Annotated in this window: 16 protein-coding genes; 2 read left to right on the forward strand and 14 right to left on the reverse strand. The window is 66.3% G+C overall.

The features are described 5' to 3' along the window. Positions 1–28 precede the first annotated feature (28 nt). From WHH00_RS00560 to WHH00_RS00585, 6 genes are all read right to left on the reverse strand, one after another. Positions 29–859 (reverse strand): HpcH/HpaI aldolase family protein, encoded by an 831-nt coding sequence (locus WHH00_RS00560; RefSeq protein WP_406635581.1) that lies wholly within the window; start codon positions 857–859, stop codon positions 29–31. Further along, on the reverse strand, positions 844–1629 hold the full coding sequence (gene hpaH, locus WHH00_RS00565) for a 2-oxo-hept-4-ene-1,7-dioate hydratase (protein ID WP_350004048.1): 786 nt from the start codon (positions 1627–1629) through the stop codon (positions 844–846). Before hpaH ends, WHH00_RS00560 begins: the two co-directional genes overlap by 16 nt. A gap of 2 nt (positions 1630–1631) precedes the next feature. Further along, on the reverse strand, positions 1632–2717 hold the full coding sequence (hpaD, locus tag WHH00_RS00570) for a 3,4-dihydroxyphenylacetate 2,3-dioxygenase (RefSeq protein WP_406635583.1): 1086 nt from the start codon (positions 2715–2717) through the stop codon (positions 1632–1634). A 69-nt stretch (positions 2718–2786) separates the two neighbouring features. Continuing rightward, positions 2787–4328, reverse strand: a complete 1542-nt coding sequence (gene hpaE / locus WHH00_RS00575; protein WP_406635585.1) for a 5-carboxymethyl-2-hydroxymuconate semialdehyde dehydrogenase — start codon at positions 4326–4328, stop codon at positions 2787–2789. A gap of 22 nt (positions 4329–4350) precedes the next feature. Further along, positions 4351–5013, reverse strand: a complete 663-nt coding sequence (locus WHH00_RS00580) for a GntR family transcriptional regulator (protein WP_406635587.1) — start codon at positions 5011–5013, stop codon at positions 4351–4353. Continuing rightward, positions 5006–6472, reverse strand: coding sequence for a fumarylacetoacetate hydrolase family protein (locus WHH00_RS00585; protein ID WP_406635589.1), 1467 nt, complete (start codon positions 6470–6472; stop codon positions 5006–5008). The genes WHH00_RS00580 and WHH00_RS00585 overlap by 8 nt, the downstream gene beginning before the upstream one ends. Positions 6473–6690: 218 nt before the next feature. Here WHH00_RS00585 and WHH00_RS00590 point away from each other — a divergent pair, with 218 nt between their 5' ends. Continuing rightward, positions 6691–8598 carry an FAD-binding monooxygenase gene (locus tag WHH00_RS00590; protein WP_406635591.1) on the forward strand — a complete coding sequence of 636 codons (1908 nt, stop codon included), beginning with the start codon at positions 6691–6693 and terminating at the stop codon, positions 8596–8598. Here the strand turns inward: WHH00_RS00590 and WHH00_RS00595 are convergent. From WHH00_RS00595 to WHH00_RS00605, 3 genes are all read right to left on the reverse strand, one after another. Continuing rightward, on the reverse strand, positions 8580–9437 hold the full coding sequence (locus tag WHH00_RS00595; RefSeq protein ID WP_406635593.1) for a prephenate dehydratase: 858 nt from the start codon (positions 9435–9437) through the stop codon (positions 8580–8582). The two genes, WHH00_RS00590 and WHH00_RS00595, sit on opposite strands and share 19 nt — an antisense overlap. Before the next feature lie 109 nt (positions 9438–9546). Then, entirely contained in the window at positions 9547–11457 is a 1911-nt protein-coding gene (locus WHH00_RS00600; RefSeq protein ID WP_406635595.1) for an alpha-amylase family glycosyl hydrolase, read from the reverse strand. Positions 11458–11569: 112 nt separating this feature from the next. Next, positions 11570–12217 carry an AmiS/UreI family transporter gene (locus tag WHH00_RS00605; RefSeq protein ID WP_406635597.1) on the reverse strand — a complete coding sequence of 216 codons (648 nt, stop codon included), beginning with the start codon at positions 12215–12217 and terminating at the stop codon, positions 11570–11572. A 195-nt stretch (positions 12218–12412) separates the two neighbouring features. On the opposite strand from WHH00_RS00605, the gene gdhA reads away from it, so the two are divergent. Then, positions 12413–13750, forward strand: coding sequence for an NADP-specific glutamate dehydrogenase (gene gdhA, locus WHH00_RS00610; protein ID WP_406635599.1), 1338 nt, complete (start codon positions 12413–12415; stop codon positions 13748–13750). On the opposite strand, the gene WHH00_RS00615 is transcribed toward gdhA, so the two are convergent. The 5 genes from WHH00_RS00615 to WHH00_RS00635 all read right to left on the reverse strand — a co-directional run bounded on the left by WHH00_RS00615 (position 13747) and on the right by WHH00_RS00635 (position 19321). Further along, on the reverse strand, positions 13747–15432 hold the full coding sequence (locus WHH00_RS00615) for an alkaline phosphatase D family protein (protein WP_406635600.1): 1686 nt from the start codon (positions 15430–15432) through the stop codon (positions 13747–13749). The two genes, gdhA and WHH00_RS00615, sit on opposite strands and share 4 nt — an antisense overlap. A gap of 120 nt (positions 15433–15552) precedes the next feature. Then, positions 15553–16302, reverse strand: a complete 750-nt coding sequence (locus tag WHH00_RS00620) for a ThuA domain-containing protein (protein WP_406635602.1) — start codon at positions 16300–16302, stop codon at positions 15553–15555. After that, entirely contained in the window at positions 16302–17435 is a 1134-nt protein-coding gene (locus tag WHH00_RS00625; RefSeq protein ID WP_374200938.1) for a Gfo/Idh/MocA family protein, read from the reverse strand. The genes WHH00_RS00620 and WHH00_RS00625 overlap by 1 nt, the downstream gene beginning before the upstream one ends. A 39-nt stretch (positions 17436–17474) precedes the next feature. Further along, positions 17475–18377 (reverse strand): carbohydrate ABC transporter permease, encoded by a 903-nt coding sequence (locus tag WHH00_RS00630; RefSeq protein ID WP_406635605.1) that lies wholly within the window; start codon positions 18375–18377, stop codon positions 17475–17477. After that, positions 18374–19321, reverse strand: a complete 948-nt coding sequence (locus WHH00_RS00635; RefSeq protein WP_406635607.1) for a carbohydrate ABC transporter permease — start codon at positions 19319–19321, stop codon at positions 18374–18376. Before WHH00_RS00635 ends, WHH00_RS00630 begins: the two co-directional genes overlap by 4 nt. Between the last annotated feature and the right edge of the window lies 1 nt (position 19322).

The raw sequence follows: 19322 nt of genomic DNA on the forward strand, positions 1-19322 counted from the left end.
CTGCCCTGGTGCGGTCCTTGTGTTTAAGTCAGTAACTAGCGGGGGCGCCGCCGTCTGCTGGCTTGGTGTTCTCCGCCTGGACGTACCGAGCGGCGAGGGCTTCGGAACCCCTTGCCAGGAGCGCGACGTCGGCGCCCACCAGGATGAAGTTGGCCCCGGCGTCGAGATAGTGCCGGGCAGTATCCGGGTTGAAGGCGTTGACGCCGGCGGGCTTGCCGGCCGCTTTGGCGGCAGCCAGGCAGTGTTCGACGGCGGCGCGCACCTCGGGGTGTTCCTGCTGTCCCAGCAGTCCCATGGAGGCGGCGAGGTCCGACGGGCCGACAAAGATGGCGTCCACGCCGCCCACCTTCAGGATGTCCTCCACCGCGTCCACCGCCGCCGTCGATTCGATCTGCACCGTGACGCTGATGGTTTCGTTGGCGCGGGCCAGGTAGTCCGGCACCCGGTTCCAGCGGGCGGCCCGGGCCAGTGCGGAGCCGACCCCGCGGACGCCGTGCGGCGGATAGCGCGTGGCTGCCACCGCAGCCTCCGCCTCGGCAACCGAGTTCACCATGGGGACGAGCAGGTTCTGCACCCCCAGGTCCAGGTACTGCTTGATCACCACGGCGTCGTTGACGGGCGGGCGGACCATCACCTGGACCGGGTAGCCGTGGATGGCCTGCAGCTGGGCCAGGACGGATTCGAGTCCGTTGGGGCTGTGCTCGGCATCCACCAGCAGCCAGTCCAGGCCGGACCCGGCGCAGAGCTCGGCGATCAGCGGGCTGCCGGAGCAGACCCACATTCCTGCCAGCGGCCGGCCAGCTTCACCTTTTTGTGCAGCAAGTGCATCCCGGAAGGTGTCCCCTAGTCGAAACGGCATGTGACACTCCCCAGGGGTCCGTAGTCGGCGTGCACGGTGTCGCCCTTGTACACCCAGAGCGGGCGGGTGAAGGACCCTGCCAGAATGATGTCACCGGCCTGCAGTGAATCCCCGTGGGCGGCGATCTTGTTGGCCAGCCAGTGCACGCCGTTCGCCGGATGGTCCAGGACTCCCGCGGCCACCCCGGTTTCCTCCACTGTCTGGTTCTTGTAGAGGATGGCCGAAACCCAGCGCAGGTCCACGGCGTCGGGCTTGACGGGACGTCCGCCCACCACCATGGCGCCCATGGCGGCGTTGTCCGAGATGGTGTCCACGATGGTCCGGCCCTCCATCTCGATCCGCGAATCAAGGATTTCCAGGGCTGGAACCACGTAGTCGGTGGCATTCAGGACATCGAAGATAGTGACACCGGGGCCTTTCAACCCGTCCTTCAACACGAACGCCAGCTCCACCTCCACCCGCGGATGGGTGTATTTGTCCCACTCCACGGAACACCCGGTTTCCAGCACCATGTCATCAAAGATGGCGCCGTAATCCGGTTCTGTGATGCCGGTAGCGGCTTGCATGGCCTTGGACGTCAGGCCGATCTTGCGCCCCACCAGGGTCCGGCCGGCTTCCTCGTTCCGCCGCCGCCACAACTGCTGGACCGCGTAGGAGTCCTCCACGGTCATGTCCGGGTACCGGGCCGTCAGGCGCGGAACAGGCTTCCGGTTCCGGCCTGCCTCCACCAGCTCGTCCGCGATGGCCTCGATCGTCTTGTCATCCAGCATGGCTACAGCTGCGCCCCAAGCTTGAAACCGGTCCGGTCCTCTTCAGGAGCTCCATCCTTGCGGGTGTAGGAGAAGCCGTCGGCACCCACCGTGACGGCCATCTCAGACTTTTCCTCGCGCTCGATGACGGGCTGGGGTTTGCCGTCCAGGTCCAGGACCAGGGAGGCCTCGGTGTACCAGGACGGGACGACGGGGTTGCCCCACCAGTCGCGGCGCTGGTTGTCGTGCACATCCCAGGTGATGGTGGGGTTGTCCGGGTCGCCGGTGTAGTAGTCCTGCGTGTAGATCTCCACGCGGTGGCCGTCCGGATCCAGGATGTAGAGGTAGAAGGCGTTGGAGACGCCGTGCCGGCCGGGGCCGCGTTCAATCCGGTCGCTGATGCGCAGGGCGCCCATCTTGTCGCAGATCTGGATGATGTTGTGCTTCTCGTGGGTGGCGAACGCGACGTGGTGCATCCGGGGGCCGTTGCCGCCGGTCAGGGCGGTGTCGTGGACCGTCTGCTTGCGGTGCATCCACGCGGCGTAGGTGACGCCGTCGGAATCCTGGATGTCCTCGGAGACGCGGAAGCCCAGGTCCTCCAGGTACTTGCGGCCGCGGGGAACGTCCGGGGTGACCTGGTTGAAGTGGTCCAGGCGGACCAGTTCGCCGGCGGAGTAGAGGTCGTAGCGCTGGGTGAGGCGCTCCACGTGCTCCACTTCGTAGAAGAACTCATATGGGAAACCCAGCGGATCCTCCACGCGGACGGAGTCGCCCACCCCCTTGGTGAAGCCTTCCTTGCGGCGCTCGGTGCGGCAGCCCAGTTCCTTGTAATACGCCTCGGCGGCGTCCACCTCGGCGGGGGACTTCACCCGGTAGGCGAAAGCAGCGACGGCGGCGACGGGTCCCTTGCGCAGCACCAGGTTGTGGTGGATGAACTCCTCGAGGGTCCGCAGGTAGATCGCGTTCTCGTCCTCTTCGGTGACGTGCAGGCCGAGCATGTCCACGTAGAAGGCGCGGGACTTGGCGAGGTCGGTGACCACGATTTCCATGTAGGCGCAGCGGACAATGTCCGGTGCCGGGACGGAAGGGGTGGGAACGAAGTTGGTCATGATGGTCTCTCTTCTTTGAAAGGTTTTTGGGAAAGGACGACGCCGGCGGGCTGGCGTGGGTGCCGGTGCTCAGCCTTCGTTGGCGGCGGAGTCCTCGATGCTGCCGAACTTGGGCGTGTGGACGGTGCCGAGCGTGATGTGGACGGCCTGCTGGTCGGTGTAGAAGTCGATGGAACGGTAGCCGCCCTCATGGCCCAGGCCGGAGGCCTTGACGCCGCCAAACGGGGTGCGCAGGTCACGGACGTTGTGGCTGTTCAGCCACACCATGCCGGCCTCCACGTTCTGGGAGAAGTTGTGCGCCCGGGTCAGGTTTTGCGTCCAGATGTAGGCGGCCAGGCCGTAACGGGTGTTGTTGGCCAGGGCGAGGGCTTCGTCGTCGTTGTCGAACGGGGTGATGGCCACGACTGGACCGAAGATTTCCTCCTGGAAGATCCGCGCATCGGGTGCGACGTCGGCAAACACGGTAGGTGCGATGTAGTTGCCTTCGGGCAGGTGGTCGGGGCGGCCGCCGCCCGCCAGCAGCCGGCCTTCGGACTTGCCGACCTCCACGTAGGAGGCCACCTTTTCGTAGTGTTCCGGGTGGACCAGGGCGCCCACCTCGGTTTTGGGGTCGTGCGGGTCGCCGACCACGATGTTCTTGGCACGCGCGGCGTACTTTTGGCAGAACTCGTCGTAGATGGCGCGCTCCACCAGGATGCGGGAGCCGGCGGTGCAGCGTTCGCCGTTCAAGGAGAAGACCCCGAAGAGTGCAGAGTCGATCGCGGCGTCCAGCTCGGCGTCGGCAAACACCACGCAGGGGGACTTGCCGCCGAGCTCCATGGACAGGCCCTTAAGATTGGCGGCGGCGTTGCGGAAGATGGTCTGGCCGGTGGTGGTCTCGCCGGTGAAGGAGATCAGCGGGACGTCCGGGTGCTTCACCAGGGCGTCGCCGGCTTCCTCGCCCAGTCCGTTGACCAGGTTGAAGACGCCGTCGGGCAGGCCTGCGTCCTTGAAGATGGTGGCCCACAGCGATGCCGACAGCGGGGTGAACTCGGCCGGTTTGAGGACCACGGTGTTGCCGGTGGCCAGGGCCGGTGCCAGCTTCCAGGACTCCAGCATGAACGGCGTGTTCCACGGGGTGATCAGCCCGGCGACGCCGATCGGCTTGCGGTTCACGTAGTTGATCTGTGAGCCGGGGACTTTCATGGCGTCGTCGAACTGGGCAACTATCAGGTCCGCGAAGAACCGGAAGTTCTCCGCCGCCCGCAGCGCCTGGCCCTTGGCCTGGGTAATGGGCAGCCCGGTGTCGAAGGTCTCGAGCTCGGCGAGCCGGGCTTCCTGCGCCTCGACGGCGTCGGCGATCCTGTTCAGGATGCGGGCGCGTTCGCGGGGCTTCATCTTCGGCCAGGGGCCGTTGACGAAAGCTTCGCGGGCGGCGGCGACGGCGAGGTCGATGTCCTCCTTCTGGCCTGCCGCGGCGGTGGCGTAGTTCCTGTTGGACACCGGATCCAGGACATCGAAGGTCGCTCCGCCCACGGAATCAACGAACTGGCCGTTGATGTAGTGCTGGATGGAGGTGGGCAGGTCCTGCGGCACGTAATGGGTGCTGGGCGTTTCTACGGGAGAGGTCATCATTGGGTCCTAACTTGTAGGTTTACTGCTTGCTTTGTGCCAGGTAGGCGTCCAAGGTGGCGGAGCGGTGGAGCCGCGCGGCTTTCTCGATCTCGTCGGCGGCGGCTCCGGACTCGATGAGCTGGAGCAGCGCCTCGTGCTCGTTCACCGATTCATGGGCGCGGCCCGGGACAAAACGGAAGGTGGAGGACCGCAGCGCTGCCAGCCGGTTCCAGCCGCGGTGGACCAGGTCCAGGATGTGCGGGTTGGGGCAGTGTTCGAACAGGATGCTGTGGAAATCCTGGTTGAGCCTAGTGAACCTGACGGGGTCAAAGTGGTTGAGGCATTCACGCATCTGCTCATTCACAACCCGGGCACGGGCAATGGCCACCGTATCGATCAGTGGAGCGGACAGCGCGGTGGCGGCACCCTCCACAATGCTCAGGGTCTGCATCGTGTAGAGGTATTCGGTGGGATCGATCCCGGCCACGGTGGCGCCGACGTTCCGTTCAAACGTCACCAGCCCCTCTGCCTCCAGCCGCCGGATGGCTTCCCGGACCGGAACCACACTGACCCCCAGGTCTTTGGCGATGCTCCCCAGGACCAGCCTGTAGCCGGGGGAGTAGGTGCCCTCCACGATCCGGGCCTTCACCGCTTCGTAGGCCTGTTGGGACTTGCTGCCTGCGGCCAGCACTGTTTCAGCCATTGGCCTTGCCTGCTTTCCACTCCTCATACCGTGCCTGCCACTCGGCGTTCATAGGGTAGAGGCCGTCCACGCTGTTGCCCTGCTTGACCATCTCGAAGATGAAGGCTTCTTCCTGCTCCTGTGCGATGCAGTCCTCCACGAGTTCTTCGGCGATGGCCGGCGGGATCACCAGGATGCCGTCGGAGTCGGCCACGATGATGTCCCCGGGCTGGACGGTGGCCCCGCCGCAGGCGATGGTGATGTCCGTGTCCCAGGGGATATGGCGGCGGCCCAGCACCGCCGGGTGCGGGTTGGCGAAGTAGGTGGGCATCTCCAGCCCGGCAACGGCGGTGTAGTCGCGGACGCCGCCGTCGGTAATGATCGCTGCGGCGCCGCGGACCTGGGCACGCAGGGCCAGGATGTCGCCCACGGTTCCGGTGCCCTTTTCGCCGCGCGCCTCCATGACCAGGATCTCGCCCTCGTTCACGGAGTCGATGGCCCGTTTCTGGGCATTGAAACCGCCGCCGTGGGTCTTGAAGAGGTCCTCCCGGTTGGGCACGTAGCGCAGGGTCCGGGCCAGGCCCACCACGCGGCGGTCAGGCCGGGTGGCCTGCAGGCCGTCAATGCTCACGTTGTTGAGGCCGCGCTTGCGCAGCTGCGAGGACAGGGTGGCCGTGGCCACGGACTCCAGCTTGGCTTTCAGCCCAGGGGTAAGGACGCTGGCAGGGGCAGACAGCCCCGCAGCCTCGCGCGAACCCCACGCCTCCTCCCTTTGCAGGTCATCAACTTTGGGGCAGGCACCAAAGTCCGCGAACGGCGTCGTGCCTTCCTCCACCCGGGTGACCAGCCGGCCGGTGGTGAGGCTGCCGTCCACGGTGCCCACCTCCACCTCCAGCACATCGCCGGGCCTTGCCACGGACGCGCCCGCCGGAGTGCCGGTGAGGATGATGTCCCCTTCTTCGAGCGTGAGCAGCTGCGAAAGGTCCGCCACCAGCCGGCTGAACGGGAAGAGCAGGTCCCCGGTGGTGTCGTCCTGGACCAGCTGGCCGTTGTGCCAGGTGCGGAGGCGCAGGCGGGAGGGGTCGACGGCGTCTGCCGGGATCAGTGCCGGGCCCACCGGCGTGAACCCGTCGCCGCCCTTGGAGCGCAGGTTGGAACCCTTGTCCGCGTAGCGGAGGTCGTAGACGCCAAGATCGTTGCTGGCGGTCACGGCGGCAACGTGGCTCCAGGCGTCCTTCAGGCTGACGCGCCGGGCGGCCTTGCCGATGACCAGGGCAATCTCGCCTTCGTAGCCGAGCAGTTCGCATCCCGCCGGCCGTTCAACAGCGCTGCCGCTGAGGGCGAGCGACGACGGCGGCTTCAGGAAGTAGGACGGCTGCGCTGGAGTGCGCCCCCGCTGGGCTGCCCGGCTGGGGTAGTTGATGTGCACCGCGATCACCTTGCGGGCCCCTGCCAGGGTGTCTCCGTGGACGTGCTCCAATGTATCTCCTTGCGAGGTACGAAATCGTATACGATCACTATCGCGCTCGCCGGGCCGTCCGTCAACCCCGAATTTTGGCGCATCCGGGCACCCTTGTCGTCCGCATCACAGGTGGCGTACTGTGGTGCTCAGTCGCACAGCTTTCTTATATGGAAACTGAAATTCTATTATCGAACATTGATTCGCCTGAACACCCACACAACGAAGTGAGGAAACCCGTGCAGTTCCACCACCACGGCTATGTATCCGGAGACCCGCGCGTCAGGCCGGCAGCCGGCGTCGGCATCAACCGCCCAGCTGAGCTCCCGGACGAGGTTGACGTGCTCATTGTGGGCACCGGGCCCGCCGGCATGCTCGCCGCCGCACAGCTCTCGCAGTTCCCCAACGTGACCACGCGCATTATCGAGCGCCGGGCGGGACGGCTTCCCATCGGCCAGGCTGACGGGATCCAGGCCCGCAGCGTTGAGACCTTCCAGGCCTTCGGGTTCGCCGAGCGCATCATCGCCGAGGCCTACCGGATCACCGAGATGGCGTTCTGGAAGCCGGACCCCGAGGACCGCTCCCGCATCGTCCGGGCCGCCCGCGCAGTGGACGACGAAATGGGAATCAGCGAGTTCCCGCACCTGATCGTCAACCAGGCCCGGGTCCTTGACTACTTCGCGGAGTTCATGGCCAACTCGCCCACCCGCATGGTGCCGGACTACGGCTACGAGTTCCGCGGCCTTGAGGTCACCGGACAGGGGGAGTATCCCGTCACCGTGACCCTGGCGCACTCCGACGGGGCCGGCGAAGGCCAGGAGCGGGTGGTCCGCGCCAAGTACGTCATCGGTGCGGACGGCGCGCGGAGCAAGGTCCGGGACGCGATCGGGTGCCACCTTGCCGGCGATGCCGCCAACCATGCCTGGGGCGTCATGGACGTCCTTGCGGTTACGGACTTCCCGGACATCCGCACCAAATGCGCCATCCAGGGCGAAAAGGGCAGCATTCTGCTGATCCCCCGTGAGGGAGGCTTCCTCTTCCGCATGTATGTGGACCTTGGCGTGGTGGATCCGGACAACAAGGGCGCCGTGCGCGCCACCACCATTGAGCAGATCATCCACCAGGCCAACGAGATCCTCCACCCCTACACCCTTGATGTCCGGAACGTGGCGTGGCACAGCGTGTACGAGGTGGGCCACCGCCTGACGGACAGGTTTGACGACGTCCTTCCGGACCAGCGCGGCAAGCAGACGCCGCGGGTGTTCATCACGGGCGACGCCTGCCACACGCACAGCGCGAAGGCGGGACAGGGCATGAACGTATCGATGCAGGACGGTTTCAACCTGGCCTGGAAGCTGGGGCACGTGCTGGAAGGCCGCAGCCCGGAAAGCCTGCTGTCCACCTACTCGGAGGAGCGCCAGGTGGTGGCGAAAAACCTCATCGACTTCGACAAAGAGTGGTCAACCATGATGGCCAAGAAGCCCGAGGAGTTCGCCCACCCTTCGGACCTGGAGGATTTCTACGTCAGTACCGCCGAGTTCCCGGCCGGCTTCATGACGCAGTACACCCCGTCGCTCATTGTCGGCAGCCCGGACCACCAGGACCTGGCCGCAGGTTTCCCGGTGGGTAAACGCTTCAAGTCGGCCCCCGTAGTGCGGGTGGGCGACACCAACCCCATCCACTTGGGCCACCACGCCACGGCGGACGGCCGGTGGCGGATCTACGTATTCGCCGATCCCGCCCTCCCCGGCACAGGGTCCGCCACGGACAAGCTGGCCGCATGGCTCGCGGAGGCGACGGAATCGCCGCTGGCCGCAACGCCGTCGGACGCTGATCCTGACGCCTGGTTCGACGTGAAGGTGGTCTACCAGCAGCCGCACACAGAGCTGGACATCAACGCGGTGCCGTCAGTCTTCAAGCCCCAGGTGGGCCCGTTCAAGCTGACGGACTACGAGAAGGTTTACGGCACCGACCCCAAAGCTGACATCTTCGAGCTGCGGGGCCTGGACCGCGGGGGTGTTGTGGTGGTGGTGCGGCCGGACCAGTACGTGGCCAACGTCCTGCCGCTGACGGCCACCACTGAGCTGGCGGAGTTCTTCGGGCCGCTCCTGAAGCGGCACGGGGCAGGTCAGCCGCTGACCGTCTGACCCGTCCGGTACTCCGCGGCCGCATAGACGCCGAGGATCCGCACCTCCGTGGTGAAAAAGTCCAGTTCCTCAAGGGCAAGCTTGAGCGGCAGGTCCCCGGGGTGGCCTTCGACGTCGGCCATGAACATGGTGGCGGCAAACTCGTTGCCCACCATGTAGCTTTCCAGCCGTGTCATGTTCACGCCGTTGGTGGCGAAGCCGCCCAGTGCCTTGTACAGGGCGGAGGGGACGTTGCGGACGCGGAACACAAAGCTGGTGACGGCCGGTCCGGAGAGTTCATCCCGGGCCGGCAGCTCCTTTTCGCGGGCCAGGACCACGAAGCGGGTGGTGTTGGAGGGGTCGTCCTCAACCCGTGAGGCCAGGACTTCCAGGCCGTAGATCTGCGCGGCGAGCGGCGGCGCCAGGGACAGCTTGCGAGGATCGTTCCACTCGGCCACTTCCCGGGCAGAACCTGCGGTGTCGCCGGCGATGACGGGTTTGAGGCCGTGCTCGCGGATGAGCTTCCGGCACTGGCCCAGGGCGTGGATGTGGCTGTGGACCTCGGTGGCGTCCCCGATGGTGCTGCCCGGGATGCCCAGCAGGTCGAAGTGGATGGGCAGGAAGAATTCGCCCACGATCTGCAGGTTGGACTGGGGCAGCAGGATATGGATGTCCGCCACCCGCCCGGCAATGGAGTTCTCGATGGGGATCATGGCCAGCTCCGCCTCGCCGCTGGCTACGAGTTCAAACGCATCCTCGAAACTCGCGCAGGGCACGCTTTCCATGTCCGGGAACATCTGCTTGCACGCGATATTGGAGTTGGCGCCGGGCTCACCCTGGTACGCAATCTTCTGGGCCATGATCCGTATGGTTTCACGACCCGCCCCCGCAGGCCCAACTGGGTAGCAGTAGATGTCGGTTTCGGGGCCCAAAAGGACATCTGCTGCGACCCAGTTGGGAGGGGCGGGGTCAAACGGGAGTGACGCGCAGCCAGAGGTACTGGCGGGGGAGGAGCGTGACGCCCTCGTCCAGCTGCAGCGCCGCTTCGGAGAGAAGGTCGACGGCGGCGCCCGAGAACCCGGAGAAGGTTTCGGCGGGCAGGGACTGGGGTTCGTCGCTGAAGTTGGCGAGGGCCAGGACCCGCGTTTCGCCGCCGTCGGCTGCACTTGCCGGCCGCTGGTAGGCCAGGACGCCCCGGTTGTGGGTACCGAAATCGAGAAGCGTTGTTCCCGCGAGTTCGGGAGCGGCCGCGCGCACCTCGATCATCCGCTTCAGGCCCGCGTATACCGCCGCTTCCGGCGTGGCAGCGTCGTGCCGCCGGGCGTACTGCTCCTCCGGATAGTGGGGCCGGTGCACCCAGCGGCTGTCGGCGTCGTGCCCTTCCTCCTTCGCGTACCCGTAGTCGTTGAGCTGTCCCACTTCGTCGCCGAGGTACAGCAGGGGGATGCCGCCGGTGCTGAAGGCAACCGAGTGGGCCAGGAGGATCCGCTCCACCGCCTCAGCCGGCTCCACCTCCATGCCGCACAGCGACGCCGTCGTCCCTGAGATGCGGCAGTCACCGGTCTTGGGGTTGTCCTGGAACGGCACCCCGCGGGCGAAGCTGCCGGGGAAGCGGTTGACGTAGAAGGAGTTCAGGAAGCGGCGGTGGTCGAAGCCGTTGATGCCCAGTTCCGCTGCGTCTTCGTCGGCAAACGTCCAGCCGATGTCGTCGTGGCTGCGGACGTAGTTCACCCAGGAGGTGCCGTCCGGGATGTTGTGCCGCCGCTCCAGTGCCTGGGCCAGGAGCGAGACGTCCCGGGTGGCCAGGGATTCCCAGATCAGCGCCATCTGCAGCGGGTTGTAGGAAAGCTGGCATTCGGCGGGATCGATGTAGAGCGCCACCTCGTCCGGATGCACGATCGCCTCGGACTTGAACAGCAGTGAGGGGGCGGCCAGCCGGCACACGGCGTTGAAGGCCTGCAGGAGGATGTGGGCCTCGGGCAGGTTCTCGCAGGGGGTGCCCAGCTGCTTCCAGATGAAAGCCACCGCATCCATCCGCAGGATATCCACGCCCTGGTTGGCCAGGAACAGCATCTCCCCGGCCATCGCCCGGAACACGTCCGGGTTGGAGTAGTTCAGGTCCCACTGGTACGTGTGGAAGGTGGCCCACACCCAGCGGCCGTCCTCCATCCGGATGAAGGACCCCGGGTGGTTCTCCGGGAAGATCTCGCGCACGTTCTGCTCGAAGGCGTCCGGCATGGTCCGGTCCGGGTAGATCCAGTAGTAGTCGCTGTACTTCGGGTCGCCGGCAGCGGCCCGCCGGGCCCACTCGTGCTCGTCGGAGGTGTGGTTGAAGATGAAGTCCACCACCAGGCTGATGCCGTGGCCGCGGAACTCAGCCGCAAGGTCGCGGAGCTGTTCCATGGTGCCCAGCTTCGGGTTGACCTGGCGGTAGCTCGACACCGCGTAGCCGCCGTCGGAGTGCGGCTCCGGCGCGAGGAACAGCGGCATGAGGTGCAGGTAGGTCAGCCCCAGTTCCTTGAAGTACGGGATGTGCTTGCGGAGCCCGTCCAGGCTGTCCGCATACCGGTCCACATAGCAGACGCCGCCCAGCATGGCGTTGGACAGGAACCAGCCGCTGTCCGCCTCCCGCCGGGCGTCCAGGGCCTTCAGGTCGGCGGGGCGCTCCTGCCACGAGCGGGCGCTCTCCACCACCAGGGCAATCAGCTGGTCCAGCCAGTCCTGCCGGGATTCGTACAGGGACCGGAACAGGCGGTACAGTTCCGGGAAGTGAGCCTCGAACCTCCGAAGGAAGTCAGGATCTGCGGAGTTGCCCGCCCGCGCCAGGGCGTCAAGGACATGCTGCCGCACCGTTTCGTCCACCATGACGAATTCCTGCATCGAAACCCCTTCCGGCCATCAGCCGGCGGATCCGGCAGGCACTGGTTACGGCAGTATGCCACGGCGCCCAGTGCTGTGCCGCCCAGTCCCGGGCCTGCCAGTTGCGTGCCTCCTAGCGCCGTGCCTCCCGGGGCAGTGCAGCCAGGGTTCCGGGTTTGTCCGGTTCGGGCAATTCCCTTGCCGGCCGGCGCCGGGCCAATACCCCTGCGGCGAGGAACAGGAGTCCCAGCAGGCCGGCGGCGGCAGCGGCAACCTGGGCACTGTACGGCCAGAGCCCGGCGATCCCCAGGAAGGCCGGTACAGTGGCCGTCACCTGGCTTGCCAGGACCAGTGCCCAGCCCATGAAGGGGTCCAGCCGGCTCCGGCCCAGCGCCAGGGAGGCGAACATCAGGCCCCAGAGCACCGCCCACGCCAGCCACAGCACCGCGAGGAGGAGATCGGCAGGGAGCCAGAAGAAGGCAAGCAGCACGGCAACGAACGCAACCATCCCGCAGAACCAGCCCACCCCTTTTGGTCCAAGGTCCAGCAGGGTGGCCAGGCCCACGTAGGCGTAGGTCAACCCGAAGAGCAGGATCCCGGCGGCTGCCGGTGTTGTGCCGCCTGCACCGTCCAGGGACAGTACGACGACGCCGAGCACCAGTTGCACGGTTCCCACCAGCAGGCTCAGGACGGCTGCGTCGCGGCGGGGCAGGTGCCCCAGGGTGGCGAGCCCGTTGACCAGGAGGGCGGCGCCGGAGAGGAGGAGGCAGACGTGCGGCATCAGCGGGATCCAGTCGGAATCGTCACGGCAATTATCACTAAGCGGAATATTTCTGTCACAATACGGACATTAGGGCATAGCTTTCGGGCGGCTTAACTATGTCCGGTCATAATAGGTTAGGTTGAAGCGTAAACTATTTGGGACGATGCCGCCCCCGTGCGGCCGTCCACGTTGCGCCACGGTAAGGAAAAGTTCATGGATGCACGGCTGGAGGCCATCAGGGACACCGTCCTGGCCAGGAACCCCGGCGAAACGGAGTTCCATCAGGCAGTAGTTGAGGTCTTCGAAAGCCTGGGGCCCGTCCATGACAGGCACCCTGAATTCCTTGAGGCGGCCATCCTGGAGCGGCTCTGCGAACCGGAGCGCCAGATCATCTTCCGCGTCCCCTGGACCGATGATTCAGGCCGGGTGCAGATCAACCGCGGTTTCCGGGTGGAATTCAACTCGGCGCTGGGCCCGTACAAGGGCGGGCTGCGGTTCCACCCCTCGGTCTACCTGGGCATCGTCAAGTTCCTGGGCTTTGAACAAATCTTCAAGAACGCCCTTACCGGCATGCCGATCGGCGGCGGCAAGGGCGGCTCGGACTTCGACCCCCGCGGCCGCAGCGACGGCGAGGTCATGCGGTTCTGCCAGTCCTTCATGACCGAGCTGTACCGGCACATTGGTGAATACACGGACGTTCCGGCCGGTGACATCGGCGTGGGCGGCCGCGAAATCGGATACCTGTTCGGCCAGTACAAGCGCATCACCAACCGCTACGAATCCGGCGTCCTCACCGGGAAGGGCATTTCCTGGGGCGGATCCCTGGTCCGGCCGGAAGCCACGGGTTTTGGAACGGTAATCTTCACGCAGGAAATGCTGAAGACCCGCGGGGCGTCCTTCGACGGCCAGCGCGTGGTGGTCTCCGGCTCCGGCAACGTGGCCATCAACGCGATCGCCAAGGCCCAGTCCCTGGGTGCCACCGCGGTGGCCTGTTCCGATTCCTCCGGCTATGTGGTGGATGAGGCGGGCATCGACGTCGCGCTTCTCCGCGAAGTCAAGGAAGTGGAACGCGGGCGCCTCAAGGACTACGCCGAACGCCGCGCCGGCGTCTCCTACGTGGAGGGCGGCTCCGTCTGGGACGTGGACGCGTCCGTGGCGCTGCCCTGCGCCACGCAGAACGAGCTCGACGGCGACGCTGCCGCCAGGCTGGTGCGCAACGGGCTCCTTGCGATCGGGGAAGGCGCCAACATGCCGTCCACCCGCGAGGCCGTGTCAGTCTTCCAGGACGCAGGCGTGCTCTTTGGCCCCGGCAAGGCGGCAAATGCCGGCGGGGTGGCCACCTCGGCGCTGGAAATGCAGCAGAACGCCAGCCGTGATTCGTGGTCCTTCGAGCACACTGAAGAGCGGCTCACGGAGATCATGGTGGGCATCCACGACCGGTGCGCCTCCACGGCTGACGAGTACGGCGATCCGGGCAACTACGTGCTCGGCGCCAACATCGGCGGGTTCGTGAAGGTTGCCGACGCGATGCTGGCCCAGGGCCTGATCTAAGAGGGCGTAACGGCAGCACGCCCCGCACTGCGTGACGTGACGGTTATTTCGGCCACGCGTTCCAGGCGCGGATTGAGGTTGTCGCCTCCCTCCACGACGCCCCGCTGCCACCACAGCTTCAGCCCTTCCGGCACCACTTCGAGGCAGGCCAGGTTGTTGTCGAACCACGGGCCCTTGATCCCGGACCAGCGGAACGGCGGGTCCGGGACCTTGGCTGAGCGTGCGGCCAATGCTCCGATCGGCGTGGCCAGGCCGTAGGACATCACGGCGCCGAAGGACCGCATCAGCCGCGGGAGCGGATTGCGGATGGGTGAGCAGACCGCCTGGATGATGCGGCTGCCCGCAGTCCGCTCCACCTCGGAGACGTAGGAAAAATGCACGTCCCCGGACAGGAAGGTGACGCTGTCCGGGGCAGGCCCGCGCCCGCCGTCGGCCACTTCCTTGGCCATCGCGGCCACCCGCCGGAAGCTCTCCTGGAAGGCGCCCCAATGCTCCAGGTCCGCGGCCTGGCGGAGTTTTTCACCGAGCCGCGCCGGGAGCCTGCCCCAGGCGCCTTCGGAGACTGCCTCGTCCCAGGCCTCCAGGTGGTGCAGTCCCATGGGCAGGAGGAACGGCAGGGATGTTGCCACCAGCAGGTGGCGGAAACCGCCGCGCATCCGGGCATCCAGCCAGGCCATCTCGGCTTTATCCAGCAGGGCGCGGTGGTTCGGGTCCAGGTTCCGGGCGGCGCGGGAATCCACCACGAGCAGCCGGGTGTCGCCAAAGTCGCGGCAGAAACTCCACCGGTAGGTTTCCGGATCCTGGTCCGCCCGTTCTGCGAAACTGTCGAGCTCGGTGCTGACGTCCGGCTCTCCGTCCCCGCGGTGGGCGGCAATCTTCTGCCAGATCGCATCCGAGGCGCGCTCCTGGGGGGACAGGTTTCCCAGGTGCTGGTACACCCAGTAGGACGCAAGCCCCGCCACGATCCGCCCATGCCACCAGTCCATTTTCTCCATGGCCTCCCGCCAGCTCAGCGACGCATTCCAGTCGTCACGGATGTCATGGTCGTCGAAGATCATGGCACTGGGCAGCGTGGACAGCAGCCATCGGTTGGCGGGGTCGGACCAGGCCAGGTAGTAGAGGTGTGCGTACTCCTCGAAGTCCTTGAGCTCCTCGCCCGGAGGCGCCGTGATGTCCCGCCGGGCTCTGATGAATTCCTGCATCTGGTCGCTGGTGGAATCGGCGTACACCTGGTCCCCCAGGAACGCCACCAGGTCCGGCCAGGGCTCCTTGCCGCCGGAGCCCATTTCCAGGGCGTAGGCCCGCAGCGCGTCCACCCCGTGGCTCCGGTTGCCCGATTCGTCATGGGGGACGCTGGTGCGGCAGGAACCAAAGGCCAGGCGCAGGGGCTTGCCGGGTTTGAGCGTGGCGATCACCGGCGGCAGGAACCGCGTTCCGGGCTCGGGCCATACTGGGATTCCGTTGACTGCCACCGTGTAGGGCGTCACCGTTCCGGACTCCAGGCCGTCCACTTCCACCAGGGCGTAGTGGTGGCCGTGGACGGCGAAGGTCCGCGCTTCCCACTCCCCGGCTCCGGCGCTGACCGTCACGCTGGCGGCGTCCCGGGTTTCCACCCAGATGCTCGCCGAGGTCTGGTCCACGTACCGCATCATGGGGCCTAGCACCAGCTCTGGGGTAGTCATCTCTCAGTTTTACCTGCTGGAACCCGCCCCGGCTATGGGGAAATCCGCCGCGGCAATGGAGTTTTTGTCCAGATAAGACGACTTAGAGGCCTCGGAAGCCTGCATACCTGGACAAGAGTCCTAGGCCTCCCCGAACCAGTTCCGCGCAGGGTTGGTGACCTCCGGGACGGCGCGGTGCAGCTCCGGCTGGGCCGCCCACTTCACGCCGTTGGCCAGGACCCGCTGGATCTGCGGGTGGTGGTACACCGGGTACTCCTGGTCGCCCGGGCTGAAGTAGAAGATGCGTCCCTTGCCGCGGGTGAAGGTCACGCCGGAACGGAACACCTCGCCGCCTGCGAACGAGCTGATGAAGATCAGGTCGTCCGGGTCCGGAATGTCGAACAGTTCCCCGTACATCTCCTGCTCGGGGATGACAATGGGGCTGTCCACGCCTTCGGCAATGGGATGTGACGGCTTCACGGTCCACACAAGCTCCCGCTCGCCGTCGTTCCGCCATGCCAGCGAGCAGGTGGTGCCCAGCAGCTTGGTGAAGACCTTGGCGAAGTGCCCCGAGTGGAGCACGATGAGCCCCATCCCGCCGAGCACGTGCCGGTGGACGCGTTCGACGACGGCGTCGCTCACCTCGTGGTGGGCCATGTGTCCCCACCAGAGCAGGACGTCCGTCTCCGCGAGCACCTCCTCGTCCAGGCCGTGCTCGTCGTCGGTGGCCAGCACCGCCGTCGTGATCTCCGCCTCGGGGTAGTGGGAGCGGAGCCCTGCCGCGATGGCGCCGTGGATGCCGTCGGGGTAGATCTCCCCGATGTGGGAGGGCTCGTTGATGGCCTCGTGGACGCCCTCGTTCCAGACGCGGATTCTCAGCTTGTCGGTCATTAGAGACGAACCTCCCTCTGTTCGCGTGCCGATTGGTAGCACGCATCGATGATCTGTGCCCGGTACAGCGCCAGGGAGCCGTCGTGCTCGCCCCAGGCCTGCTCGCCGCCGCGCACTGCCGTTACGAAGTCTTCCACCACTGCGTCATGGGCGCGGCCCGGAAGCACCGGCGGCACGTAGTCGGCGGATTCGCCCTCCTTGTCGGTGAAGACCCGCAGCTGGCCCACGGGCGGGAAGGGCGCGCCCTGCACCTTGAGCTCGGCTCCGCCGTCGGTGCCGTAGACGGTGAAGTCCAAAAGGTCGTCCGTTTCCCGGTAGGTTGCCCAGCTGGCCTCGATCACCAGCGTGCCGCCGCCCTCCAGCCGGAGGAATGCCGACGCGAAGTCCTCAACCTCGAACGCGTGGCTGGTGGCCTGCGCCGAGTACCGGCTTCCGCCGCCCCGCCCCTGGGGGCCCAGCTCAGAGTGCGTGGCGGCGGAGACGGCCACCACCTTGGGCTCACCGAGAAGGTGCAGGGCATAGTCCAGTGCGTGGACGCCGATGTCCGCCAGCGGTCCGCCGCCGGCGAGCTCCGGGTTGGTGAACCAGCTGCCCAGCGTGGGGATGCCGGAGCGGCGGAGCCAGGAGGCCTTGGCATAATACGGCCGGCCCAGCCCGCCGTCGTCAATGACACCCTTGAGCGCCTTGATGTCGCCGCGGCGGCGGTGGTTGAAGGCGACGTCCAGGACGCGCCCCGCCTTGCGGGCGGCATCCACCATGGCCTGGCCTTCGACGGCGTTGCGTGCGATGGGCTTCTCGCTCAGCACGTGGATTCCCCGTTCCAGGGCGGCGATGGCGATGGGCGCGTGCAGGAAGGTGGGCACTGCCACGCTGATCGCGTCCAGCCCGCCGTGCTCCAGCATGTCCTTCCAGTCAGCGAACGCGTTGGGAATGGAATATTCGGCCTGCAGGGAGTTGCGGAGTTCCTCCTCCATTCCCGCCAGCGCCACGATGCGGACGCCGTCCAGGGCGTTGTAGGCCATGAGGTGCTGCTGTCCGGCCCAGCCGATGCCGACAACGCCTACCCTCAGTTCCTTGGAGTGTGGTTCTTGCAGGGCAGAAGCCTGCAGGCTGGGGGACTGCTCGTTACTCACGGGGTTTTTCCTTTTCTTGTGGGTGGGAACTTTTGGGTTTTAGCCCTTGACGGCGCCGGCGGTCATGCCGGAGACAATGCGTTTCTGGCACAGGAGCACCAGGACTACCAGCGGGACCGTGATGATCACCGAGGCCGCACTGATGGTGCCCAGCGGCTGGTCAAATTCGCTGGTCCCGCTGAAGAACGCTATGGCCACGGGGACCGGACGGGCCTCGGGGGACGTGGTTAGGGTGACGGCAAGCAGGAATTCGTTCCATACCGAGATGAACACGAGGATCGCCGTCGTGGCAAGGCCCGGGACGGCCAGGGGCAGGATGACTTTGCGGAAGGCGGTAAACGGCGTGGCACCGTCCATGTAAGCCGATTCCTCCAGTTCGCGCGGGATCTCCTTGAAGAAGGAGGTCAGCGTGTAGATCGCCAGGGGCAAGGCGAAGGTCAGTTTCGGGATGATCAGGCCCAGGAGTGTGTCGTACAGGCCGATTTCCCGCCAGATGGAGAACAGCGGAGCCGCGATGGCAATGGCCGGGAAGGTGGTGACAGAGAGGACGAGGGTAAGGATCAGCGCCTTGCGGCGCATTTTGAGCCTGGCCAGGGCATAGGCGGCGAAGGATGCCAGCACCAGGGCCACCGTGGTGGTGACGACGGCGATGATCACCGAGTTGCGCAGGGCCAGGAGGAACTCCGCGTTCTGGAACACGGCCGCATAGTTCTCGAAGGTCGGCTGGCTTGGGAAGAGTTCCCCCTGGGACAGGCTCACGCCCTTCTTGAGGGAGGTGTTGACCAGCCAGTAGAACGGTATGAGCGAGAAGCCCATCACGGCGATGACGAATACCCACACCACCGGATGCAGCTCCGCCCTGCCGCGCGGCCTGCGCCGGGGTGTCCGTGCGCCTGGGGCGGCGGGTTCCGCCGCCGTGCGCTGTGGGGTCAGCGTGCTCATTGTTCCTCCTTGGCAACTTCACGGATGTTGCCCCCTGCAAAGCGGATGTACACCACTGAGACCACCATGACAGTGAGGAAGGTGAGGATGGACAGGGCCGATCCTTCACCCACCAGCCGGTTTTCGCGCAACTCGGTGTAGGCCAGCATGGACATTGATTCGGTGCCGTTGGCCCCGCGGGTGAGCACGAACGGCAGGTCGAAGACGCGCAGGGCATCCATGGTGCGGAAGATCGCCGCCAGCACAATCGCCGGGCGGAGCAGGGGCAGGGTGACGTAAAGGAAGGCCTGCCACTTGCTGGCGCCGTCAAGTTCCGCGGCCTCGTAGGTCTCGGCCGAAATGACCTGCAAACCGGCCAGGATGATGAGGGCCGCGAACGGCGTCGTCTTCCAGACATCGGCAAGGACGATCACGGCCATCGCATAGCCGTGCTCGCCGAGCCAGACGACGTCCCCGCCGGGAAGGCCCAGCGTTGACAGGACATTGGTGACCAGGCCCAGGTTGGGCTGGAACATCGTTTCCCAGGTGATGGCGCTGACAACCGTCACCACCGCATAGGGCAGCAGCACCACGGCGCGCAGGAGTGCGCGGCCCTTGAAGGCAAGGTTGAGCAGCAGTGCCATGGCCGTGCCAAGCACCAGTTCGAGTGAGACCGAAAGCCCTGCAAAGAGGAAGGTCTGGCCGAAGGCAGCCCACCAGTGCGGCCCGGTGAGGGCTGCGATGTAATTGTCCAGCCCGACGAAGCGTGACAGGCCGGCGGTACGGACGCTGTACTGGTTGAGGGACAGCCAGAGGGCGTAGCCGATGGGGACTGCCGCCACCAGGGCCATGAGGACCAGGGACGGAGCGGTCATCCGGAACGCCAGGCGCCGCTCCTCCCGGTCACGGCCGCTGACGCCGCGGCTGGATCCCCGGCGGACGGGGGACAGGGACTTGGTTGCCATG

This window comes from Pseudarthrobacter quantipunctorum (assembly GCF_045291495.1).
GTDB lineage: Bacteria > Actinomycetota > Actinomycetes > Actinomycetales > Micrococcaceae > Arthrobacter > Arthrobacter quantipunctorum.